The sequence below is a fragment of the Aurantimonas sp. DM33-3 genome (genome assembly GCF_014334315.1).
GTDB classification, from domain to species: Bacteria; Pseudomonadota; Alphaproteobacteria; order Rhizobiales; family Rhizobiaceae; genus Aurantimonas; species Aurantimonas coralicida.
This window is the reverse complement of record NZ_JACSGS010000010.1, coordinates 41,949-63,451: the sequence shown is the minus strand read 5'-3', so window position 1 is coordinate 63,451 and position 21,503 is coordinate 41,949. Positions and strand designations below refer to the sequence as shown.

Sequence of the window (21,503 nt, the reverse complement as noted above, 5' to 3'; positions counted from 1 at the left end):
CGCCGGGCCTTTTGTTTGCCGGAACCGTGCGTCTATTCGGCGGGCGCCGGCTCCTGCGCGGCGACCGGGCGCCGGCTGCGGTTGAAGGCCATGGCGGTCAGGACGATCGCCAGCCAGACGACCGCCAGGATCAGCCAGATGCCGCCATAGATGAGCCCCATGCCGATCAGGCCGGCCTGCACGACGTAGTAGGCCATGGGGATCAGCGTCATGCGGATCACCTCGCCCTCGCGGTCGGTCAGGCCCACAACCGCCGATGCCGCGACGACATTGTGGACGCAGATCATGTTGCCGGCGGCCCCGCCCACGGCCTGCAGCGTGACGACGATCATCGCCCCGGCCGCGCCGAGACCGATCTGTTCGGCTGCCGAGAACTGGAACAGCGAGAACATCATGTTCGACACGGTGTTCGAGCCGGCAATGAAGGCGCCGAGCGCCCCGATCAGCGGCGCGAAGAGCGGCCAGGCGCTGCCGACGACGCTGGAGACGCCCTCGGCCAGCACCAGCGGCATCGATTCCAGTGGGCCGCGGCCGGTGTTGAGGAACACCTGCACCATCGGCACGGCCAGAAGCAGCGCCGGAGCGGCGGCGACCATGGTGCGGGCCGAGCCGGCCCAGGCCCGCGCATAGGCCTTGCCGCTCATGCCGAAGATGAACACCGCCAGCAGCGAGGCGATGATCAGCACCGCACCCGGCGAATAGAGCAGCTGCGCCGTGGCGTTGATGCCCGAGCCGAACAGGTCGTTGAAGGCCAGCGTCGCGTTTGGCGAGGTCAAGGCCGCCTTCAGCGGCGCGATGACCCGGGTCAACACCAGGAGCACGGCGATGATCAGATAGGGCGACCAGGCCCGCATGAGCGAGATCTGCCGGCCGCTGGCATGGCCCGCCGCCACCTCTTCCGCCTCGGCGGCCTTCAGCGTACCGAACCAGTGGTCGTTCCAGCCCTGCCGCGCCGGGAACTCGAACCGGTCCTTCGGCAAGAGGAAGCCGCGGCGCGCCGCCGGCACGACGATCAGCAGGCCGATCAGGCCGCCGACCAGCGACGGAAACTCCGGCCCCAGCAGCCATGCCACCAGATAATAGGGGACGGTGAAGGCGATGCCGGCGAAGAGCGCGAACTTCCAGGCCCCGAAGCCCTCGATGAAGGAACGGTTGGCGCCGAAGAAGCGGGTCAGCATGCCGACCATGATCAGCGGAATGACGAAGCCGACGAGAGCGTGGACCATCGCGACATTGGCGGCGATGGCATAGACATAGTCGATCAGCGGCAGCGGCGAGATGGTCTGCAAGACGCCGTCATTGCCCGACAGGCCGGTGTTGATGCCCACGAGCATCGGCGTGCCGACGGCGCCGAAGGAGACCGGGGTCGACTGGATGATCAGCGTCACCAGCACGGCCGCCATGGCCGGGAAGCCGATCGCCACCAGAAGCGGCGCAGCGACTGCGGCGGGGGTGCCGAAGCCGGAGGCGCCCTCGATCATCGACCCGAACAGCCAGGCGATGATGATCGCCTGGATGCGGCGGTCGGGCGACAGATCGGTGAAGCCGCGACGGATGGCGCGGATGGCGCCGCTTTCATGCACGGTCTGCAGGACGAGAATGGCGCCGAAGATGATGAAGAGCAACGTCAGCGCGGTGACGAGACCGTTGACCGTGGCGCCGGCGACCGTGCCCAGATTCTGGCCCCAGACGGTGAGCGCGATGATCGCCGTGGCCGCATAGGCCACCAGCATGGCGAGCTTGGCCGACCGCCGCATGACGACGAGCAAGACGAACACGATCGCGACCGGCAGCAATGCCAGGCCGAAGAGAACTCCCTGCCCCATTCCCGTTTCCTCCGAAGGGTGAGTGACTTGGCTGCTATTTTCCTCTGCCGCAGAAGAAAGCAAGAGCGATTGTTCGCCGTCCTGACGATTGACTGTTCAGACCGGCTTTTCCCGGGCTCCTGCGATCCCCAGATAGACGAAAGTCTGATCCCGAAAGGTGCCAAGCGATGATCCCCTATTCCGTCCTCGACCTGTCGCCGATCCCCGAGGGTGGGACCGCCGCCGACGCCCTGCACAATTCCGGTGATCTGGCGCGCCACGCCGAGGCGCTCGGCTACACGCGCTACTGGATGGCCGAGCATCACAACATGACCGGCATCGCCAGCGCGGCGACGGCGGTGGCGCTCGGCTATGTGGCCGGCCAGACGCAGACCATCCGCGTCGGCGCCGGCGGCGTCATGCTGCCCAACCATGCCCCGCTGGTGATCGCCGAACAGTTCGGCACCCTGGCGACACTCTATCCGGACCGGGTCGATCTCGGCCTCGGCCGCGCGCCGGGCACCGACCAGATGACCGCGCGGGCGCTGCGCCGCAGCCTCGACAACTCCGACAACTTCCCCCAGGACGTGATGGAGCTGCTGGTCTATTTCGAGGAGGCCGAGCCGAACCAGCGCATTCGCGCGGTGCCCGGCGAAGGCACCCGCGTGCCGGTGTGGATTCTCGGCTCCAGCCTCTATGGCGCCCAGCTCGCCGCCCATCTCGGCCTGCCCTATGCCTTCGCCTCGCATTTCGCGCCGGGCGCGCTCGCCCAGGCCGTCGAGGTCTATCGCGACAGCTACCGGCCGTCGGAACGCTGGCCCGAGCCGCATTTCATGCTGGCGATCAACGTCTTCGCCGCCGACAGCGACGAGGAAGGCCGGGTGCTGAAATCCTCGATGCAGCAGGCCTTCGTGAACCTGCGCACCGGCATGCCCGGCCCGCTGCCGCGACCGGTCGACGATTTCGAGGCCCGCGTCGACCCGATGGCGAAATCCATGGTCGACCAGGCCCTGTCGGTCTCGGCCACGGGCTCGCCGGCCAGTGTCGCCGCCAGCCTGTCCACGCTGATCGACACCTACCGCCCGGACGAGGTGATCCTGACCGGCCAGATCCACGATCACGCGGCCCGCAAGCGCTCCTTCGAGATCGCCGCCGGTGTGATGCAGGAGATCGGCGCCCGCCGCGACGCCGCCGAATAGGCAGTCACGGGCTTCGGGCAGGCTTCGGAGGCAACGGTCGACGCTTTGCAGCGCCGACGCGCGGCGCTACAGATTGCGCATCACGGATGCGGAGTGCGCCCGATGCCCACCCTCACCACGATCGGCTTCGATGCCGACGACACGCTCTGGCACAATGAGCGGTTCTTCCAGCTGACCGAGGCCCGGTTCCGCGAGATGCTGTCCGATCATGCCGATGCGGACCTCGTCTCCAGCCGGCTCCTGGAAGCCGAGCGTCGCAATCTCGGCCACTACGGCTTCGGCATCAAGGGCTTCGTCCTGTCGATGATCGAGACCGCGCTGGACGTCACCGGCGACACCGCCGCGCCGGCCATCGTCCGGCAGATCCTCGATGCCGGCCGCGAGATGCTGGAGCACCCCGTCGAAGCCCTGCCCGAGGCGCAGGAAACCCTTGCCGCGCTTGCCGGCGCCTATAAGCTGGTGCTGATCACCAAGGGCGACCTGTTCGACCAGGAGCGCAAGCTCGCGGCCTCCGGGCTGGGCGACTATTTCGACGCGGTGGAGATCGTCAGCGACAAGACGGCGGCGACCTATGAGCGGCTGTTCGCCCGCCATGGCGACGGGCCGGCCCGCGCCATGATGGTCGGCAATTCGCTGAAGTCGGATGTGCTGCCGGCGCTGGCGGCGGGCAGCTTCGGCGTCCATATCCCGCACGAGCTGACCTGGGCGCTGGAACATGCCGAGCGGCCAAGGAACGCGCCGCGCTTCCGGCAGGTCGACAGGCTCGGCGAAGTGCGCACTATCCTCGCCGAGATCGGCTGATCGCAGGCCGGCCACGCCTCAGTCGCGGCCGGCCAGGTGCTGGGCCTTGCGCAGGTCGGGGAACATCCACGACCACAGGCCGGCGACGCCGACCGTCGCAAGTCCCCCGAGCACCACCGCCGGCACGGCGCCGATCCAGAAGGCCATCACCCCGGCGCGGAACTCGCCGAGCTCGTTGGAGGCGCCGATGAAGACCATGTTGACGGCGTTGACCCGGCCGCGAACCTCGTCCGGCGTCCAGAGCTGCATGATCGTCTCGCGGATATAGACGCTGATCATGTCCGATGCGCCCATGAAGATCAGCGCGACGATGGCGAGCCACGGCACGGTAGCCATGCCGAACAATGCGGTAAAGGCGCCGAACAGGCCGACGAAGACGAACATCTTGACGCCGGCATGGGTCTTGATCGGGTGCGCCGCGAGCCACACCGCCATCGAGACGGCGCCGATGCCGGGCGCTGCACGAAGGAGCCCGAGCCCCCACGGGCCGACATGCAGAACGTCCCGTGCATAGACCGGCATCAGCGCCACGGCGCCGCCGAGCAGCACGGCGAAGAGGTCGAGCGAGATCGCGCCGAGCACCACCTTCTCCGACCAGATGAAGCGAAAGCCCGCGACGATGGTCTCGAAGCTCGCCGGCTCGCTCGAGCGCTTCTGACTGGGCGCGGTGATCGACATGACCAGCACCGCAGCCGCAACGAACAGCGTCAGGCCGGTGCCGTAGGCGGCGACGGGCGACACGCCGTAGAGCAGCCCGCCGGCAACCGGGCCGACGATCGCCGCGATCTGCCAGGAGGAGGAGTTCCAGGCAATCGCGTTGGCGAGTTCCCGCTTGGTGACGAGATTGACCACCAGCGATTGCGAGGCCGGGCCGAAGAAGGCGCGGGCAATGCCGAAGCCGACGAGAATGGCGAAGACCGGATAGGGCGTGGCAAGGCCGTGCCAGGTCAGGAGCAGGAGCCCGAGGGCGCCGAGCGCCTCGACGAGGATCGCCACCGCCATGATCATCCGCCGCGAATAGCGGTCGGCGGCAGCCCCGGTGACCAGCACCAGAACGAGCGCCGGCAGGAACTGGCAGAGGCCGACAATGCCAAGATCCAGCGGATTGCGGGTCAGGTCGTAGATCTGCCAGCCGACCGAAACGACGACGATCTGGATGGCGAAGGTGGAGAAGAAGCGCGACAGCCAGTAGCGCAGGAACCGCGGATTGCGGAAGGCGGCAAAGCGATCCTCGACCGGAATGGCGCTCGCGTCCGGATCGCCCGGCGCGGCGGAAGCGATCTCACTGTCCTGTGTCACCCACGCACCTGCAACGATCCGGCCCGCACCAACCGGGCAAGGCGGACCATGACTGCGCGATGTCCTGGAAGGAAATGATGGCTGGTGGAGCTGAGCGGGATCGAACCGCTGACCTCGTCATTGCGAACGACGCGCTCTCCCAACTGAGCTACAGCCCCGTCCACCATTTCGACCGGCATTTAGTGCCGCGGCGCCGGCCCTGTCAACGCCCCTTGCATGGCGGCCCCGGCGTGACCGAACCGGGCCGGTCGCGCATGCGGCGAAGCGGGCGCGGCTTGCGTATCGGCAAGGCGATGGCTACATCCGAAACCGTTATCGCAAAGGGCCCGATTTGATGCTTGCAGTCACCTACGTCCTCTATCAGGCACTCAATCTGTACTGGTGGATCGTGATCGCGTCGGCCGTGTTGTCGTGGCTCTATGCCTTCAACATCGTCAATCCCGGCAATCCCTTCGTCGACTCCGTCGGCCGCTTCCTGTGGCAGATGACCGAGCCGGTCTATCGCCGCATCCGCCGCGTCCTGCCGGATCTCGGCGGCATCGACCTGTCGCCGCTGGTCGTCCTGTTCGCCATCATGTTCCTGCAGTATCTGATCGCGGTCTACATCAATCCGGCGATCTACAGCGCCGGCATCTGAGCGATCGCTCCGTCCGGTCCGGTGTCGGACGCGTGCTTCTGGCGGCCTGACGGCGAGGATGCCGTCCTCGTCGATCTCCGACTGACGCCAAAATCCGCCGCCGACCGGATCGAGGGCTTTGTGACGGATGCGGCGGGACGGGCCTTCCTGAAGGCGCGGGTGCGGGCCGTGCCCGAGGACGGCAAGGCCAATGCCGCGCTTCTCAAGCTCTTGGCCAGGACGATCGGCGTTCCGAAATCGGCGGTCACGCTGGTTGCCGGCCACACGTCGCGGGTCAAGACCCTGCGCCTGACCGGCGACGCCGGGCGCCTCGCGACGGCGCTCAACGCCCTGAACTGACCTCCAGACACCAAAACGCCGCCCGAACTCAGTCGAAGGCGGCGTGGCATGCATTCATGTGGGGCAGAGCGGATCGATGCCCGATCGCGGCGACCTGCGCCGCGGCCTCAGGTCTCAGAGACGGCCGAAGCGGACGGCCTGAGTGATCTGCGACCGGCCGACGCCGATGTCGGCGAGCTCGCGGTCGTCCATCATTTCCAGCTGGCGGATCTGGTTGCGATGGTTGCGGTAGGTGTTGAGGCGGGTGGTCAGACGGCGAAACATGGGATCCTGATTCCAGGGTTTGGGGTTTACGATAGCCATCACGTAAGAGATCGCACTGCACAAAAGTAGTGCGTTTTGCTGCACGTCTCGTGTGCATTCTGCGCATGACGCAGTCATCAGTCTGTCAATATCTTCCATGCTACGTCCGTCCCGCCCCGTGTTCGGGCGGCCGAATGCAGAACGGGCGCGGCGGTTGCCCGCCACGCCCGTATCCGGATGCTGTCTGTGGACCGGCCCGGTCAGGCCTTGGCGTTCTCGGCCCGCTCGACCGCCGCGGTGATCAGCGAGCGCGCCTTGGCGCTGTCGCCCCAGTCGCCGATCTTCACCCACTTGCCGGGCTCCAGATCCTTGTAGTGCTCGAAGAAGTGGGCGATCTGCAGCAGCGTGATTTCCGGCAGGTCGCCATATTCGCGCACATTCTCGAAACGGCGCGTGATGTGCGGCGACGGCACGGCGATGATCTTCTCGTCCTCGCCGCTGTTGTCTTCCATGACCAGGACGCCGATCGGGCGGCAGTTGATCACGCAGCCGGGAAACAGCGGCCGGGTGTTGCAGATCAGGACGTCGATCGGATCGCCGTCGTCGGACAGGGTGTGCGGCACGAAGCCGTAATTCCCCGGATAGGTCATCGGCGTGTAGAGGAAGCGGTCGACGACCAGGCAGCCGGCGTCCTTGTCCATCTCGTACTTGATCGGGTGGCCGCCCAGCGGCACCTCGATGATGACGTTGATGTCTTCCGGCGGGTTCTTGCCGCGGGCGATCGCGTCGATGCGCATGATGTGTCCTTCCAGATGTGGCCTGTCGATCCGAACGGGCGACCCGCCTCGCATGTCCTTCAAGGACGCGAGAGCGATCCATGGCAGGATGATCGCGTTGGTGGCCCGGCTTTCCCGAAGACGCTCTAGCCGCTCCGGCGAAACCGCGCAACACGCGGCTGCGCAGGCTATGCGGGCCCCTAGCCGGACGCAGGCGCGTCGGCTGCGAACGTCAGTTCCAAAGGAAGGCGATCTTTGCGACCTTGCGCGTGTCGAAGCATTCGCTGCCTTCGGCGATGTCGCGACCGCCAAGGCGCCCGTAGAACTCGATCGCCCGGTCGTTCTCGGCCAACGCCCAGACCACCAGCCCCTTCAGGCCCCGCTCGCGCAACAGCGCGGCGGCGGCTTCGAACAGGCGCTTGCCGAAGCCGAGCCCCTGATATTCGGGCCGCAGATACAGCTCGTAGATTTCGCCGTCGGCGCGGAGCGCCTCGGTGCGGTTGCGGCCCAGCGTGGCGTAGCCGATCGGCGCGCCGGAGAACTCGGCCACCAGGATCGCCGCCCCGCTGCGGATCGCCGTGGCCCACCAGTCGTCGTTGCGCCGGCCAATCATCTTCTCGAGGCTGCCATGCGGGATCAGCCCGCCATAGGCGCCGCGCCACGAGGTGGCATGCACCGCGGACAGGGCGGCGGCATCGTGCGGTTCGGCCAGACGGATTTCGGCGGCAAGCGTCTTCATGGAAGCTTAACCATAACCCACATCGAACGATCCGTCTCGGTTCGCCGGCACCGTCCGGCGATTCGCGGCGACTGTAGTCGTCCGGGAGTCCGAGCGGGGACGTTGCGAGTGGCTATCCCCCGGTTTTTGCTGGAAGGTCGGATCGAAGGCGCGGCTATCGGGGCGCCAGCACGCCCTGCGCCAGCGCCCGCTGGATGCCGGCGATATCGGCACGCCGCGACAGCGGCCGTGTGATCGGCGACTGGCCGGACACCCAGAGCGTCATTTCCGAATCCGTATCGAAGCTGCCTGCGGTCTCGATGGCGAACATGGTGATCGACCGATAGGGCACCGACTGGATGTGCCGCTTGCGGCCGGTCATGCCCTGCTTGTCGACCATGATCAGCCGCAGATCGGTGAACACCAGGAGATCCCGCACGATCTGGAAGGCGAGTTCGACACCCTCTCCGGGCAACAGGATCGGCGCCAGATCGGCCTCGATCGCCGTCGCGTCCGCATCGCTGGAAAGGCCCATCAGGCCGGAAATCAGTCCCATCGCATCACATCCCCGTTTCGTCTTCGCCGCCATCTCGGGCGCCGCCCGGCACTGTCCACTCGCGACGGCCACCGACGATGGCCGTCAGTTTTTCTAAGGCCCGGATCAGAATTTGAAACTCTGCCTTACCGGCACGGCGGATTAAGGTCTGGCCCAACTGGTCTCGCGGCACCCGTTCGCGCGGCTGCGCGTCTGGGAGGATCGCATGAAGCACGGTATCCGGCATCTCTACATTCCCGGCCCCACCAATGTCCCGGAACGCGTCCGGCGGGCGATGAACGTGCCGATGGAAGACCAGCGGGCGCCGGACTTCCCGGCCCTGTCGCTGCCCCTCTTCCAAGATCTGAAGCGCGTCTTCAAGATGCGCGAGGGACGCGTCTTCATGTATCCCTCCTCCGGCACCGGCGCCTGGGAAGCGGCCATCCAGAACACCCTGGCGCGCGGCGACAGAGTGCTGATGTCGCGCTTCGGCCAGTTCTCGCATCTGTGGGTCGACATGGCCCAGAGGCTCGGGCTCGACGTCGAGGCCATCGACGTGGAATGGGGCGCCGGCGTGCCGCTCGATGCCTATGAACGCGCGATTGCGGCGGACCGGGCCCATGCGATCCGCGCCGTCTTCGTCACCCACAACGAGACCGCGACGGGCGTGACCTCGGATGTCGCCGGCGTCCGGCGGCTGCTTGATGCCCACCAGCACCCGGCGCTGATCTTCGTCGACGGCGTCTCGTCCATCGCCTCGATCGACTTCCGGCAGGACGAATGGGGCGTCGATCTCGCCGTCGCCGGTTCGCAGAAGGGCTTCATGCTGCCGGCCGGTCTGTCCTTCCTGGCCGTCTCCGAAAAGGCGCTGGCGGCGGCCCGCGACAACCGGCCGAAGATGGAGCGCACTTATTTCGCCTTCGCCGACATGATCACCCACAACGACAACGGCTTCTTTCCCTACACCCCGCCGACGCAGTTCTTCCACGGGCTGCGGGTGGCGCTGGACATGCTCTTCGAGGAAGGGCTCGACAACGTCTTCGCCCGCCATCACCGGCTGGCGGAGGGTGTGCGGCGGGGCGTCGCCGCCTGGGGCCTGAAGCTGCAGGCCGTGGCGCCGCAATGGCATTCCGACACCGTGTCGGCGATCTGCGTTCCCGAGGGCGTCGACGCCAATGCGGTGATCCGCACCGCCTATGAGCGTTACGACACCTCGCTCGGCGGCGGGCTGGCGCAGCTCTCCGGCAAGGTCTTCCGCATCGGCCATCTCGGCGATCTCAACGCGGCGATGTGCCTGACGGCGCTGAGCGTGGCGGAAATGGCGCTGGCCGATGCCGGCGCGCGGATCGAGCCGGGCTCGGGCGTTGCGGCCGCGCAAGGCTGGTACCGGGATGCCGCCGCCGAGGGCAGCACCCTCATGCAGCACGCCGCGGAATAGCGACGTCCGCCACCGCCCCGCAAACGAAAAGGGCCGCGCATCCCGGATGGAATGCGCGGCCCTTCATGTGTCCGGCGAATGCCGTGCGGCGGATCAGGCCGCCTTGCGGCTCTTGTCGAAGCGCTTGCGCTCGTTGGAGTCGAGATAGATCTTGCGCAGACGGATCGTCTTCGGCGTCACCTCGACGAGCTCGTCGTCCTGGATCCACGACAGCGCCCGGTCGAGCGTCATGCGGATCGGCGGCGTCAGCTTGATCGCCTCGTCCTTGCCCGACGCGCGCATGTTGGTCAGCTTCTTGCCCTTCAGAACGTTCACTTCCAGATCGTTCTCGCGGGTGTGGATGCCGATGATCATGCCGGCATAGACCTTGACGCCGGCGTCGATGACCATCGGGCCGCGGTCTTCCAGGTTGAACATGGCGAAGGCCACGCTCTCGCCGGTGTCGTTGGAGATTAGGACGCCGGTGTTGCGGCCCGGCAGCTCACCCTTGAACGGGGCGTAGCTGTGGAACAGCCGGTTCATGATCGCCGTGCCGCGCGTGTCGGTCAGGAGCTCCGACTGGTAGCCGATGAGGCCACGGGTCGGGGCATGGAAGACCAGGCGCTGGCGATCGCCGCCCGACGGGCGCAGCTCGATCATCTCGGCCTTGCGCTCGGACATCTTCTGCACGACGACGCCGGAATGCTCCTCGTCGACGTCGATGACGACCTCTTCGATCGGCTCGAGCGTCTGGCCGTTCTCGTCTTCCTTCATGACGACGCGCGGACGCGAGATGCCGATCTCGAAGCCCTCGCGGCGCATGGTCTCGATCAGCACGGCCAGCTGCAGCTCGCCGCGGCCGGAGACGTAGAAGGAATCCTTGTCGGCGGCCTCCTCGATCTTCAGCGCGACGTTGCCCTCGGCTTCCTTCAACAGGCGGTCGCGGATGACGCGGCTGGTCACCTTGTCGCCCTCGGTGCCGGCGAGCGGCGAGTCGTTGACGATGAAGGACATCGTCACCGTCGGCGGATCGATCGGCTGGGCGTGCAGCGGCTCGTTGACCTGCGGGTCGCAGAAGGTGTCGGCCACGGTGCCCTTGGACAGGCCCGCAATGGCGACGATGTCACCGGCTTCGGCGAATTCCAGCGGCACGCGCTCGAGGCCACGGAAGGCGAGGATCTTGGAGATGCGGCCGCTTTCCAGCAGCTTGCCGTCGCCATGCAGCACCTTGACCGCCTGGTTCGGCTTGATCGAGCCGGACTGGATGCGGCCGGTGATCAGGCGCCCGAGGAACGGGTTGGCTTCGAGGATGGTGCCGATCATCTTGAACGGCTCGTCCTTGCCGGCCGTGTCCGGCTCCGGGACATGCTTCAGGATCAGGTCGAACAGCGGGGTCAGGCCCTGGTCCTGCGGGCCTTCCGGCTCCTCGGCCATCCAGCCGCCACGGCCCGAACCGTAGAGGATCGGGAAGTCGAGCTGCTCTTCGGTCGCGTCGAGCGAGACGAACAGGTCGAAGATCTCGTTGAGGACTTCCTGATGGCGCTCGTCGGCGCGGTCGATCTTGTTGATCGCCACGATCGGCTTCAGGCCGACCTTCAGCGCCTTGCCGAGCACGAACTTGGTCTGCGGCATCGGGCCTTCCGACGCGTCGACCAGGATCACGGCGCCGTCCACCATGTTCAGGATACGCTCCACCTCGCCGCCGAAATCGGCATGGCCCGGGGTGTCGACGATGTTGATGCGGGTATCCTTCCACTCGACCGAAGTCGCCTTGGCCAGGATGGTGATGCCCCGCTCCTTCTCCAGATCGTTGGAGTCCATCGCGCGGTCTTCGGTGCGCTGGTTCTCGCGGAACGATCCCGACTGCGCCAGGAGCTTGTCGACGAGTGTGGTTTTGCCATGATCGACATGCGCGATGATCGCGATGTTGCGGAGCTTCATAAGTGTCACCGGAAACGAGTTAAGGCCGCGGCGGGACCATCAATGGTCCACCCGGCGCGAATTCCACGCTCCCATACAGCAATTTGTGCGGGTGCGAAAGGTGGAGGCGTGTTTATGCGGCGCGACCCGCCCGTCCTCTTCACGGAAGACGGGGCGAACGCGACCGAACGAGCAACCCACATAGTCATTCTGCGCCCCGGACACAACAACCCGGCGCGATACATGCCGCAACCGGACTTGACACAACGGAACAAAGGACGAACCATTTGCCCGCTGGAGTTCGATTCGCAGTCCTGCGGAAGGATGACACCATGACGACTGACAGCGGAAAAACCTTTCGGAACGCCGGGTCCGGCCAATACGTGACCAAGAGTTACGCCGAGACACACCCCCACACGACGATCAGCGAGGCCAAGGGCGGCGGCTCCACCCACGGCGCCCATCGGAGCGCGATCACCGGCCGCTTCGTCGGTCCGGCCGCGGCGGGCCGCTGGCCGGACCGGACCATCAAGGACAGCTGATCCGTCACGGCATCGGCCGCCAGCGATCAGAAACCGGGCGACCGACTGACACGCGTAGCTCAGCCGGCCGGCCTGTCTGTCCCGCCGCTGCGTCACCCGCGCCGGACGGGGTCGAGCGTCGTCGTCCAGAGTTCCGTGTCGTCGGCATCCATCAGCCGGACCGTCATCTGTTCGCTGTCGCCGTCGATCTCGACGAGGCCGAAGAACTGCAGGCCCATGGACGGCGGCAGGTTGGCGCCCTGCTCCTCGGTGGGCGCCTTCACGAACCGCACCTCCGGCCCGAAGGTCTTGTCGAGGTCGTTGGGGCCGAAGGTACCGGCATGGATCGGGCCGGACACGAACTCCCAGAACGGCTCGAAATCCTGGTATGCGGCGCGATCCGGGCTGTAGTGATGGGCCGCCGTGTAGTGGACGTCGGCGGTGAGCCAGACCGTGTTGGCAATGCCGGCCGACTTGATGAAGCGCAGGAGGTCGGCGAATTCCATCTCGCGGCCCTTCGGCGCGCCGCCATCATTGTTGGACACCGCCTCGACGAGCTTCCTGTCGCCGACATTGTCCCAGACGACGAGGCCGATCGGCATGTCGGAGGCGATCACCTTCCAGGTGGCGTCGGACGTGGCCAGCTCCCGCTTCAGCCAGGCGATCTGCTCGGCGCCCATCATCTGGGTCGCCTCGGAGGCCTCGCTTTCCAGGCCCTCGGTGTTGCCGCCGCGATAGGAGCGCAGGTCGAGGAAGAACACGTCGAGCAGCGGGCCATAGGCGATCTTGCGATAGACCCGGCCGGGCTCCTCGGCGACGTAGCCGATGGGCGTCATCTCGTGGAAGGCGCGGGCGCTGCGGCCGGCAAGGAGGGCGATGTCCTTGACCGCATAGCGGTCGTCGGCGGTCAGGTCCTTGGCCGAGGACCAGTTGTTGATGACCTCGTGGTCGTCCCACTGGAAGAAGGTCGGGACGCGCGCATTCATCGCCTGGACGTTCTTGTCCATGAGATTGTACTTCCACTGGCCACGATACTCGTCCAGCGTCTCGGCGACCTTTTCCTTCTCGGGGATGAGGAGGTTCTTCCAGACGCTGCCGTCGGCAAGTTCCACGCTCTCCTTCAGCGGGCCGTCGGCGTAGATCGTGTCGCCCGAATGCAGGAAGAAGTCCGGCTCGTGCTTTGCCATGGTGGCATAGGCCTTCATGCCGCCGCGGCTCTCGTCGATGCCCCAGCCCTGCCCGACCGTGTCGCCGGACCAGGCGAAGCGGATCGAGCGGCGCGACGCCGGCGCCGTGCGGAAGCGGCCGACGATCGGCTCGGAGACGCCGTTGACGTCGCCGAGATCGGTGGCGACGGCGCGCCAGAAGATTTCCTGGTCGGACGGCAGGCCGGCGATCAGCCGCTTGGCGGTGAAGTCGGATTCCGGCAGCGTCGTCAGGCTGTGCAGCTTCTTCGCATTGGCGAAGCTCTCGGTCGTCGCCCATTCGAAATCGATGCGCGACGGCCGGTCGGCCCGCGTCCACACCATGCCGGAGGTGGCATCGACGTCGCCGGTCTGGACGCCGTGGGTGAAGGCCGGGCGGCTGGCCGCGCGGCTGATCGCCGGCATGGCAAGGCCGGAACCGGCGACGAGCGCCGCCGCCCCCGACGAGGCGAGGAAGCGGCGGCGGGACAGGGGAAAGCGTTTCGCAGACATCGGGGAACCTCCAGCAGAAAGAGGCCCGCACCATCGCCAGCTTGCGTGGCAGGGCGATTGCAGCCCTGCGAAACTTTCGAGTCGTTCCAAACTGCGGCGGCGCCAGCGAAATTCCGGCCCGCCGCAGCAAGGAACGGCCCTGGCCTCAGCCGGTCACGAAGCCGCGCTTGCGCAACAGCGCCCCGGAGGTCGGCATGCGGCCCCGGAAGGCGGTGTAGAGATCCGCTGCGTCCTGCGAATTGCCGGCCGAATAGACATGCTCCAGAAGCCGCCCGGCCGTCTCGGGATCGAACGGATCGCCGGCCTCCTCGAACGCCTCGAAGGCATCGGCGTCGAGCACCTCCGACCACATGTAGGAATAGTAGCCGGCCGAATAGCCGTCGCCCGAGAAGATATGGGCGAAGTGCGGCGAGCGGTGGCGCATGACGATCTCGCGCGGCATGCCCAGCTCTTCCAGCATGGCCCGCTCGGCCGCCAGCGGCTGCTCGGGCACCTCGCGCAATTCGTGCAGGCCGAGATCGATCAGTGCCGAGGCGGTGTATTCGACGGTGTCGAAGCCCGCGTCGAAGCTCTTAGCGGCCAGCATCTTGTCGAGCAACGGTTTCGGCAGCGGCTCGCCGGTCCGCACATGCCGCGCATGGTCCGCGAGCACGGAAGGGACGGTGAGCCAGTGCTCGTAGAGCTGCGAGGGCAGCTCGACGAAATCGCGGGCCACCGACGTGCCGGACAGCGACGGCCAGGTCACGTCGGACAGGAGCCCGTGCAGGGCATGGCCGAATTCGTGAAACAGCGTGCGCGCCTCATCGAGCGACAGCAGCGCCGGCTGGCCGGCGCTCGGCTTGGCGAAATTGCAGACATTGTAGATGATCGGCAGCTGCCCGCCATCGAGCTTGTGCTGGCTGCGGAGGGCGCTCATCCAGGCGCCGGACCGCTTCGACTGGCGGGCGAAATAATCGCCGAGGAAGAGCCCGCGCGGCCGACCGTCACGGTCGGCGACCGCCCACACCCGCACATCCGGATGCCAGGCCTTCGCCGCGGGCAAGGGCGTGAAGGACAGGCCGAACAGCCGGCCGGCCACGTCGAAGGCTGCCGTGATCATCCGGTCGAGCTCGAAATACGGCTTCAGCTCGCTCTCGTCGATGGCGAACTCTCGCTGCCGCCGCTGCTCGGCGTAATAGCGCCAGTCCCAGGGCTCCAGCGGATGATTGTCGCCGCGCTCGCCGGCCAGCAGGCGGAGCGCCGCCGCATCGTCGGCCGCGCGCGTCTTCGCATGCTCCCAGACCTCTTCGAGCAGCGTGCGCACCGCGACCGGCGTCTTGGCCATGGTGTCGTCCAGCTTATAGGCGGCGAAGCTGTCGAAGCCGAGCAGCCGCGCCTTCTCGGCCCGCAGCCGGAGAATGTCGGCCATGATCTGCCGGTTGTCCGACGCGCCCTCGTTCTCGCCGCGGCTCGTCCAGGCGCGGAAGGCCTTTTCGCGCAGGTCCCGCCGCGTCGAATAGGACAGGAACGGCACGACCACCGAGCGCGACAGGGTGACGGCGTAGTTCTCGAGCCCGCGATCGGCGGCGACACCGCCCATGGTCGAGATCAGATCGTCCGGAAGACCCGCCAGATCGTCCTTTTCGAGGCTCATCACCCAATTGTGTTCGTCGGCCAGAATGTTCTGGGAGAAGCGGGTGCCGAGCGAGGACAGTTCGGCGTCGATCTCGGCCAGCCGCTCGCGATCGGCCCCTTCGAGCCGCGCGCCGCTGCGCACGAAGCCCGCATGGATCCGGTCGAGAAGCCGCCGGTCTTCCGGCGTCAAAGTCGCCGCTGCATCGCGATCGGCATGGACCGCATCGATACGGGCGAAAAGCGCAGCATTGAGAGTGATTTGCGACGAATGACGCGAGAGAAGCGGCGAAACGTCGCGCTCGACCCCCTGCAATGCCGGGTTCGTATGGGCACCGGCGAGGGTGAAGAAGATCCGCGCCACTTCCTCCAGCTTCCGGCCGGCACGCTCCAGGGCGGCGATCGTATTGTCGAAATCGGCAGGGGCAGGGTTCTCGGCGATCGCCGTGATTTCAGACAGATGCTCGCTCATGGCGGCGCGAAACGCGTCCGGAAAATCTTCGGGACGGAATTGATCGAAGTCAGGTACTTCGCTGGCTAATGCGTCAGGATGGTTATCGTCGAGCGGGACTTCGTTGTGCAAATCGTTCATCTGTCTGCCTTTATCCGCCTCTGCCATGCGCGTGTTCCACGTGTAGATGATGCGGACAGGGTTCAGATGAAAGACCATCGTGCTATTCTGGTCGCGCCGACAGGGTGAAATCCTTCACCCCGGCATTGAGCGAGTAATGTCATTCAGAGCCGGGACGGCTCACCGGAAAACGTGAAACAAGGGCCGCAACCAATGTCGCAACTTCTACCGGGCAACGCCCTTGGCTTTGTTATCGTGGACCTCGGGCGGCTGTATCGGCAGGCTTTCGAGAAAGCGGTCATCGACGCGGGAATGGAACTGACCCCGGGCGAGATCAGGGCACTCGCCTATGTCGGCCGCTACAGCGGCTCGCGTCAGGCCGTTCTGGCCGAGCGGATGGGCGTCGAACCGATGACCCTGTCGGCCTATCTCGACCGGCTCGAGGCGCGCGGCCTGATCAGCCGCTCGGTTGATCCCAACGACCGCCGCGCCAAGGTCATCGCGCCGACCAGCTCCGCCGAGCGGGTGTTCGAGGAAGCCCGGCCCGTCGCCCTCGCCGTCTATGAGCGCACCGTCAGCGGCCTGTCCGAGGACGAGCGCAAGACCGTCGACGTCATCATGCGCAAGATGCGGGCGAACCTGACCAACGTGCCGCTGAGCGACGGCGACGACCGCGACGCGCCGGAGCCCCTCGCCGATGTCGCGGAGATGCGGGTACAGGGCGCAGCCTAAGGCTCCCTTACGTCTGGCAAGGGCGGCGCGTCGACCCTAGATGGCGGTGATCGGGACGGAATGGCGTGCATCGCGCGGCGTTGCCGTCCCTTTCCGGACAGCCACTCACCACGGACCGCCGCCTTGACCGCACAAACTGCCCGCGCGCCCATCATGTCGGAGCGCCGGACGAGCCTCATCGGCGGTTGCCTCGTGGCGATCGGCCCGATTTCCATGGCGCTCTACACGCCGGCCATGCCGACGCTGGTCGCCGAGTTCGACACCACCGAATCGATGATCAAGCTGTCGCTGGCGGTCTATTTCGCCGGCTTCGCGCTGACCCAGCTCGTCTGCGGGCCGATGTCCGATGCCTTCGGACGGCGCGTCACCACGCTCGGCTTCATGGTGCTGTACCTGGCCGGCGCGATCCTCGCCATGGCCGCCGCGAATGTCGAGATGCTGATCGCCGCCCGCATCCTGCAGGGTGTCGGCGCGTCGGTGGGCGTCGCCACCGCCCGCGCCATTGTCCGTGACCAGTTCGAGGGCGAGACCTCCTCGCGGATCATGAACACCATCGGCATCATCCTGGCGCTCGGCCCCGCCGTCTCCCCGACCATCGGCGGCCTGACGCTGGAGCTCGCCGGCTGGTACGCGATCTTCGTGGTGATGATGTTCTTCGGCCTGATCGTCATCGGCGTCACCCTCGGCGCCATGCGCGAGACCGTCGTGCCCGATCCCAGCCGCATCCAGCCGAAGGCGATCCTGCATTCCTACCGGCGGCTGATCACCAACCGCCACTTCATGGCGACGAGCCTCACGGTCGCCGGCTCGGTCGGCGCGCTCTACACCCTCGCAACGGTCCTGCCCTTCGTCCTGATCGAGCGCGCCGGGCTGACGCCGACCGAATACGGCATCGGCATGCTCGGCCAGTCCGGCATGTTCTTCTCCGGCTCGCTGGCCATGCGCTACCTGATGACCCGCACCAGCGCCTATCGCCTCGTGCCGGTCGGCCTCGGCTTCATCGGCGCCGGCGCTCTGTCGATCGCCCTGTCGATCGCGGTTCTGCCGGTGACCTATCTGTCGATCATGGTGCCGGTCGGCCTTTACGCCTTCGGAATCGCCTTCGTCATGCCGGCCATGACCACGGCGTCGCTGGCGCCGTTCCCGCACATGGCGGGCGCCGCCTCGGCGATGATGGGCTTCGTCCAGATGGGAGCGGGCCTGGTCGGCGGCGCGATCTGCGCGGCGATCGGCGAGCCGGTGCTGGCCACGCAGATCGTCATCCCGGCTCTCGGGGTGATCGCCATCGGCTCCTATGCGGTCTATCGGACGCGTCCGCATCTGGCCGAGCCGGAGCCAGCGCCCGAAGTGCCGGCGCCGGAACTCAGCTACGACGGCCGCAGCTGAACCAGCGGTTCGCCCGCTCCTCGGGGCATCGGGACCGGCGTCAGAAGATGCCGGGAATGATCCGTGCCGTGCGCGCCCGGTAGGCACGATATTCGTCGCCGAAGGCCTCTTCCATCATCCGTTCCTCCGGCGCGACCCGGGCCGCGAAGAGGATGCCGAAGCCGATGAGCCCCGCCGGCCCGGCGATCCAGTTGGGCACCAGCAGCGCCTGCGCCAGCGCCATGGTCCAGAAGGCCGAATACATCGGGTGCCGCACCCGCCGGTAGATGCCCGAGGTCACGAGCTTGTGCTTCTCGCGGATGTCGAGCGAGACCGACCACATCTTGCCGAGCGCCTTGTGGGTCTTGCGGAAGAGGACGAGCGCGCCGGCCATGGCACAGAGCCCAAGCCCGATCTGCCACCAGGCCGGATCGTAGGTGGCGGATTCCGGCCAGCCGGTGGCGACGAACACGCCCGGCAGGATGCCGAGCCCCGTCAGCGAGATCGCCATGCGCAGCGTTTCTGCCGGGCCGCGGCGGCTGCGCTCGACACGGGCGCGCTTGGCCCGCCGCTCGAACGGGTAGCGGATCACGTACCAGCCCGCGACCATCAGCACCCAAGCGACCGATCCGACGAGCGCCGGCGTCACGGCCGCGCCCCTTCGCCCGCCGCGGGCGGCGAGAGCGGCGGCAGGTCGACGGTTTCGAGGCGGCCGTAATCGACCAGCGGGCGGGGTCCGAGCAGAAGCATGTGGAAGGAATAGGCGCTGCGCCGCTCGACCGCGAGGACGAATTGCCGGTGCAGGCGAAAGAAATCGCGCTTGATGCGCCGGTAGGTGGCCGTCGTCACCAGCCGCTTGAAGCGGATCCGCACCACCGCGGGCGCCTCGCCCTCCCTGATGCCCAGCGAGCGGGCCGGGTCTGATCTGTAGAAATTGATCGGGTCGGACAGGCCCTGCACGTCGATCCAGGGCACCGCATGGGTCACCACGATTGCGCGCACTGCCCGGCGCTGGGCACCGGCCGCCGGGTGCAGGGCGGTCTTCATCAGGCTCGAGCCGACGGTCAGCACCTGCAGCGGACGGTCGCGGCGCAGCCCCGCCGCAAGCGCCCGGCCCAGCGCCAGGACGGCGAGGCTGGCGCCAAGACTGTGTGCGGCGATCACGATCTCGTCCGCCTCCGTCCCGGCCACGGCATGGCGCATGGCCTCGGCATGGGCGTCGATCCGGCGGGTGATGGCCGGATTGCGCTCGCGGCAGAAATCGCGGGCCATCGCCCAGTCGTCCATCGCCGTCAGCACGTGCAGCCGGCGGTTGGCGTAGAGCAAGAGCGCCCAGGCCGTCGCGAGCCCGGCCAGAACGGCGACCAGGACGCTAGCAGGACCCGGCAGCGGGGCAAGCGCTGCCACGAGGCCACCGATGATCCAGCCGCCGAACAGGGTTCCGGCCAGAACGGCGAGCGGAAACAGATAGAAGAACAGATAGCGCCAGCTCACCCGGGCATAGCGGAACACCGTCCCGGTGACGAGGAAGTCGCCGAGACCGGCCAGCCCGCTGAAGAGCCGACGGAGCGACGAGCGCCCGGCATAGGCCAGGATGAGGTCGCTCCAGTCGCAGAAGACGAGATCGGTGTGGGTGCGCCAGCCATGGCCGGTCAGTTCGGCCCGCAGCACGCCGCGATGAGTCGCCGCTTCGGTCCCGGCGCGGCGATCGGTCGGCTCGATGGCGAGCCGCGTGTCCCAGAGCGGAGCCGTCCGGGCCGCAGCGCGCGCGAAGCGGTCCATATGCGCGGTGATCGGCATCGGTTCGAAGCCCGGAAACACGAACACCAGCCGCTTCTCGATCATGCCATCTCCAGCGTCCGCACGCATGGCGGACCGAATGTCCGGCCTGGCGTGCAGCCTTCCACGCGATGCCCGCGCCCTTCAGCCGATCGCTACGCTACGTCGCAGCATTTGCAAAGATGCAAGCAGGACAGCCGTGCGTCCGCGCCGAGCGACCGACCGCCGGTCCCCGTGCGCCGCGACGGGATCAGCCCTTCGGATGCGCCCCGAAGATGCGGGCGAGGAATTCTTCCAGCCAGCGCCGGACCGGCGCGTCGTAGATCGCCCGGCCGTCGAAATGCTGGCGGCGTCCCTGGGCGCCGGGCAGCGTCAGCCGCGCATGGCCGCGGGTCGTCCAGCGATGCATCATCGCCAGGGTCAGCTCGGCATGGAACTGCACCCCATAGGCATTCGGGCCGTAGCTGAACGCCTGGTTCGGATACCAGTCGCCCTCGGCCAGAAGCGTCGCGCCCGACGGCAGGTCGAAGCCTTCGCGGTGCCATTGATAGACCATCTCCGGCCAGTGCGGCAGCAGCGCCCGGCCCTGGGGCGTCGCCTTCAGCGGATAGAAGCCGACTTCCGCCAGCCCGTCGCGATGGCTGCCGACACCGGCGCCGAGATGCTTGGCGAGCATCTGCGCGCCAAGGCAGATGCCGAGAAAGGGGCGCTCTTCGGCGAGCGGCACCTTCATCCATTCGATTTCGCGCACGAGATGGGCGTCGGTATCGTTGGCGCTGGGCGGGCCGCCGAAGACCACCGCCCCGCGATGACCGTCCAGCGTCTCCGGCAGGGCATCGCCCATCACCGGCCGGCAGATGTCCATGCGCACGCCATGGGCGTCGAAGACCTGGCCGACGCGACCCGGCGTCGAGCTTTCCTGGTGCAGGACGACGAGAATCGGACGGGGATCGTCGGTTTCCAGCGTATAGGCATGCCGGGCGATGGCCTGCGCGACCGTATCGGCGCCGTCGCTGATGCTGTTGTCGTAATAGGCCATGAAATCAGTCGGCGACCCCGCTTCTCGTCGCTGCCTCCCGCTTCATCAACATCCGGTCCCGCGTCGAAACGCCGAGCAGGTCGGAGACCCGCCAGATCAGATTGTCTTCCAGCTCGTGAACCGAGCCGTCAGCATAGGTCACTTCCCACAAAAGCTCGACGAAGCGGATGCGCTCGGCCTCCCCCAGCCTGTTCTTCAGGACCGAGGTGAAATTATAGAGATCCACCGCTTCCGTGTCGGCCTCGTCACCCGCCGCGACGATCCTGTCGACCTCGTCGGGCGCCAGCGCGAATTCCTCGCGCAGGACCTCGTGCAGCCGGGTGCGCTCGTCATCGGTCACGACGCCGTCCGCCCGGACGATGTGGAACAGGAGCGCGGCCGTCGCCACGCGCAGATCGTCTTCCGGGTCCTTGCGGCTTTCCGGCTGCCCGGCCCCGATATTGCGCAGAAAATCGCGGAATGCTTCGAACATCGTTCCTCGCCGTGAGCGGCCGTCGGC

22 protein-coding genes and 1 tRNA gene are annotated in these 21,503 nt (G+C 67.1%); 8 read left to right on the top strand and 15 right to left on the bottom strand.

Annotation, left to right across the window (positions count from 1 at the left end; genetic code table 11):
* Positions 1-32 precede the first annotated feature (32 nt).
* Positions 33-1,826, bottom strand: a complete 1,794-nt coding sequence (locus H9Q09_RS14435; RefSeq protein ID WP_187391606.1) for an L-lactate permease — start codon at positions 1,824-1,826, stop codon at positions 33-35.
* Between the two features lie 167 nt (positions 1,827-1,993).
* Between H9Q09_RS14435 and H9Q09_RS14430 the strand changes: the two genes are divergently transcribed.
* Both H9Q09_RS14430 and H9Q09_RS14425 read left to right on the top strand, forming a co-directional pair.
* Positions 1,994-3,004 (top strand): LLM class flavin-dependent oxidoreductase, encoded by a 1,011-nt coding sequence (locus H9Q09_RS14430; protein WP_187391605.1) that lies wholly within the window; start codon positions 1,994-1,996, stop codon positions 3,002-3,004.
* A gap of 102 nt (positions 3,005-3,106) precedes the next feature.
* Positions 3,107-3,805 carry an HAD family hydrolase gene (locus tag H9Q09_RS14425; RefSeq protein ID WP_187391604.1) on the top strand — a complete coding sequence of 233 codons (699 nt, stop codon included), beginning with the start codon at positions 3,107-3,109 and terminating at the stop codon, positions 3,803-3,805.
* Between the two features lie 18 nt (positions 3,806-3,823).
* Here H9Q09_RS14425 and H9Q09_RS14420 read toward each other — a convergent pair whose 3' ends face one another.
* Both H9Q09_RS14420 and H9Q09_RS14415 read right to left on the bottom strand, forming a co-directional pair.
* Entirely contained in the window at positions 3,824-5,086 is a 1,263-nt protein-coding gene (locus H9Q09_RS14420) for an MFS transporter (protein ID WP_348646308.1), read from the bottom strand.
* 100 nt (positions 5,087-5,186) lie between these two features.
* Positions 5,187-5,262, bottom strand: a tRNA-Ala gene (locus tag H9Q09_RS14415).
* Between the two features lie 176 nt (positions 5,263-5,438).
* Between H9Q09_RS14415 and H9Q09_RS14410 the strand changes: the two genes are divergently transcribed.
* Complete coding sequence (locus tag H9Q09_RS14410; protein ID WP_009207892.1) at positions 5,439-5,741, top strand: YggT family protein; 303 nt, start codon at positions 5,439-5,441, stop codon at positions 5,739-5,741.
* Positions 5,742-5,762: 21 nt separating this feature from the next.
* Positions 5,763-6,080: a DUF167 family protein gene (locus H9Q09_RS14405; RefSeq protein WP_187391603.1), complete on the top strand. Its 318-nt coding sequence runs from the start codon at positions 5,763-5,765 to the stop codon at positions 6,078-6,080.
* 114 nt (positions 6,081-6,194) lie between these two features.
* On the opposite strand, the gene H9Q09_RS14400 is transcribed toward H9Q09_RS14405, so the two are convergent.
* The 5 genes from H9Q09_RS14400 to H9Q09_RS14380 all read right to left on the bottom strand — a co-directional run bounded on the left by H9Q09_RS14400 (position 6,195) and on the right by H9Q09_RS14380 (position 8,599).
* Positions 6,195-6,344 carry a DUF1127 domain-containing protein gene (locus tag H9Q09_RS14400; RefSeq protein WP_155898549.1) on the bottom strand — a complete coding sequence of 50 codons (150 nt, stop codon included), beginning with the start codon at positions 6,342-6,344 and terminating at the stop codon, positions 6,195-6,197.
* A gap of 239 nt (positions 6,345-6,583) precedes the next feature.
* A complete protein-coding gene (gene ppa, locus H9Q09_RS14395; RefSeq protein WP_187391602.1) occupies positions 6,584-7,120 on the bottom strand; it encodes an inorganic diphosphatase in 537 nt (178 codons plus the stop codon).
* 211 nt (positions 7,121-7,331) lie between these two features.
* Positions 7,332-7,838, bottom strand: coding sequence for a GNAT family N-acetyltransferase (locus tag H9Q09_RS14390; RefSeq protein WP_187391601.1), 507 nt, complete (start codon positions 7,836-7,838; stop codon positions 7,332-7,334).
* A 154-nt stretch (positions 7,839-7,992) separates the two neighbouring features.
* Complete coding sequence (locus H9Q09_RS14385) at positions 7,993-8,373, bottom strand: PH domain-containing protein (protein WP_024351905.1); 381 nt, start codon at positions 8,371-8,373, stop codon at positions 7,993-7,995.
* Between the two features lie 4 nt (positions 8,374-8,377).
* Positions 8,378-8,599 (bottom strand): hypothetical protein, encoded by a 222-nt coding sequence (locus tag H9Q09_RS14380; protein ID WP_187391600.1) that lies wholly within the window; start codon positions 8,597-8,599, stop codon positions 8,378-8,380.
* On the opposite strand from H9Q09_RS14380, the gene H9Q09_RS14375 reads away from it, so the two are divergent.
* Entirely contained in the window at positions 8,579-9,790 is a 1,212-nt protein-coding gene (locus H9Q09_RS14375; protein WP_187391599.1) for an aminotransferase class V-fold PLP-dependent enzyme, read from the top strand. The two genes, H9Q09_RS14380 and H9Q09_RS14375, sit on opposite strands and share 21 nt — an antisense overlap.
* 93 nt (positions 9,791-9,883) lie before the next feature.
* On the opposite strand, the gene typA is transcribed toward H9Q09_RS14375, so the two are convergent.
* A complete protein-coding gene (typA, locus tag H9Q09_RS14370) occupies positions 9,884-11,710 on the bottom strand; it encodes a translational GTPase TypA (RefSeq protein WP_024351907.1) in 1,827 nt (608 codons plus the stop codon).
* A gap of 311 nt (positions 11,711-12,021) precedes the next feature.
* On the opposite strand from typA, the gene H9Q09_RS14365 reads away from it, so the two are divergent.
* A complete protein-coding gene (locus H9Q09_RS14365; RefSeq protein WP_187391598.1) occupies positions 12,022-12,231 on the top strand; it encodes a hypothetical protein in 210 nt (69 codons plus the stop codon).
* Positions 12,232-12,323: 92 nt separating this feature from the next.
* Here H9Q09_RS14365 and H9Q09_RS14360 read toward each other — a convergent pair whose 3' ends face one another.
* Entirely contained in the window at positions 12,324-13,907 is a 1,584-nt protein-coding gene (locus H9Q09_RS14360) for an alkaline phosphatase D family protein (protein WP_187391597.1), read from the bottom strand.
* A 145-nt stretch (positions 13,908-14,052) separates the two neighbouring features.
* Positions 14,053-16,110 (bottom strand): M3 family metallopeptidase, encoded by a 2,058-nt coding sequence (locus tag H9Q09_RS14355; protein ID WP_246716153.1) that lies wholly within the window; start codon positions 16,108-16,110, stop codon positions 14,053-14,055.
* A gap of 192 nt (positions 16,111-16,302) precedes the next feature.
* Between H9Q09_RS14355 and H9Q09_RS14350 the strand changes: the two genes are divergently transcribed.
* Together H9Q09_RS14350 and H9Q09_RS14345 are read left to right on the top strand one after the other, a co-directional pair.
* Complete coding sequence (locus tag H9Q09_RS14350) at positions 16,303-16,821, top strand: MarR family transcriptional regulator (protein ID WP_024351911.1); 519 nt, start codon at positions 16,303-16,305, stop codon at positions 16,819-16,821.
* A gap of 123 nt (positions 16,822-16,944) precedes the next feature.
* Positions 16,945-18,207, top strand: a complete 1,263-nt coding sequence (locus H9Q09_RS14345) for a multidrug effflux MFS transporter (protein WP_348646307.1) — start codon at positions 16,945-16,947, stop codon at positions 18,205-18,207.
* Positions 18,208-18,247: 40 nt separating this feature from the next.
* Here the strand turns inward: H9Q09_RS14345 and H9Q09_RS14340 are convergent, their stop codons facing one another.
* The 4 genes from H9Q09_RS14340 to H9Q09_RS14325 all read right to left on the bottom strand — a co-directional run bounded on the left by H9Q09_RS14340 (position 18,248) and on the right by H9Q09_RS14325 (position 21,476).
* On the bottom strand, positions 18,248-18,835 hold the full coding sequence (locus H9Q09_RS14340) for a protein-S-isoprenylcysteine O-methyltransferase (protein ID WP_187391596.1): 588 nt from the start codon (positions 18,833-18,835) through the stop codon (positions 18,248-18,250).
* Entirely contained in the window at positions 18,832-20,031 is a 1,200-nt protein-coding gene (locus tag H9Q09_RS22780) for a hypothetical protein (RefSeq protein WP_187391595.1), read from the bottom strand. The genes H9Q09_RS14340 and H9Q09_RS22780 overlap by 4 nt, the downstream gene beginning before the upstream one ends.
* Positions 20,032-20,215: 184 nt before the next feature.
* Entirely contained in the window at positions 20,216-21,004 is a 789-nt protein-coding gene (locus tag H9Q09_RS14330; RefSeq protein WP_187391594.1) for a glutamine amidotransferase, read from the bottom strand.
* Between the two features lie 4 nt (positions 21,005-21,008).
* On the bottom strand, positions 21,009-21,476 hold the full coding sequence (locus H9Q09_RS14325; RefSeq protein WP_187391593.1) for a TerB family tellurite resistance protein: 468 nt from the start codon (positions 21,474-21,476) through the stop codon (positions 21,009-21,011).
* Between the last annotated feature and the right edge of the window lie 27 nt (positions 21,477-21,503).

Coding starts and splice junctions, on each gene's coding strand:
- H9Q09_RS14355 (WP_246716153.1), bottom strand. CDS start 16,110: ATGAACGATTTGCACAACGAAGTCCCGCTCGACGATAACCATCCTGAC.
- H9Q09_RS22780 (WP_187391595.1), bottom strand. CDS start 20,031: ATGATCGAGAAGCGGCTGGTGTTCGTGTTTCCGGGCTTCGAACCGATG.
- H9Q09_RS14430 (WP_187391605.1), top strand. CDS start 1,994: ATGATCCCCTATTCCGTCCTCGACCTGTCGCCGATCCCCGAGGGTGGG.
- ppa (WP_187391602.1), bottom strand. CDS start 7,120: ATGCGCATCGACGCGATCGCCCGCGGCAAGAACCCGCCGGAAGACATC.
- H9Q09_RS14400 (WP_155898549.1), bottom strand. CDS start 6,344: ATGTTTCGCCGTCTGACCACCCGCCTCAACACCTACCGCAACCATCGC.
- H9Q09_RS14380 (WP_187391600.1), bottom strand. CDS start 8,599: ATGCCGGATACCGTGCTTCATGCGATCCTCCCAGACGCGCAGCCGCGC.
- H9Q09_RS14385 (WP_024351905.1), bottom strand. CDS start 8,373: ATGGGACTGATTTCCGGCCTGATGGGCCTTTCCAGCGATGCGGACGCG.
- H9Q09_RS14410 (WP_009207892.1), top strand. CDS start 5,439: ATGCTTGCAGTCACCTACGTCCTCTATCAGGCACTCAATCTGTACTGG.
- H9Q09_RS14435 (WP_187391606.1), bottom strand. CDS start 1,826: ATGGGGCAGGGAGTTCTCTTCGGCCTGGCATTGCTGCCGGTCGCGATC.
- H9Q09_RS14390 (WP_187391601.1), bottom strand. CDS start 7,838: ATGAAGACGCTTGCCGCCGAAATCCGTCTGGCCGAACCGCACGATGCC.
- H9Q09_RS14365 (WP_187391598.1), top strand. CDS start 12,022: ATGACGACTGACAGCGGAAAAACCTTTCGGAACGCCGGGTCCGGCCAA.
- H9Q09_RS14350 (WP_024351911.1), top strand. CDS start 16,303: ATGTCGCAACTTCTACCGGGCAACGCCCTTGGCTTTGTTATCGTGGAC.
- H9Q09_RS14360 (WP_187391597.1), bottom strand. CDS start 13,907: ATGTCTGCGAAACGCTTTCCCCTGTCCCGCCGCCGCTTCCTCGCCTCG.
- H9Q09_RS14375 (WP_187391599.1), top strand. CDS start 8,579: ATGAAGCACGGTATCCGGCATCTCTACATTCCCGGCCCCACCAATGTC.
- typA (WP_024351907.1), bottom strand. CDS start 11,710: ATGAAGCTCCGCAACATCGCGATCATCGCGCATGTCGATCATGGCAAA.
- H9Q09_RS14425 (WP_187391604.1), top strand. CDS start 3,107: ATGCCCACCCTCACCACGATCGGCTTCGATGCCGACGACACGCTCTGG.
- H9Q09_RS14325 (WP_187391593.1), bottom strand. CDS start 21,476: ATGTTCGAAGCATTCCGCGATTTTCTGCGCAATATCGGGGCCGGGCAG.
- H9Q09_RS14330 (WP_187391594.1), bottom strand. CDS start 21,004: ATGGCCTATTACGACAACAGCATCAGCGACGGCGCCGATACGGTCGCG.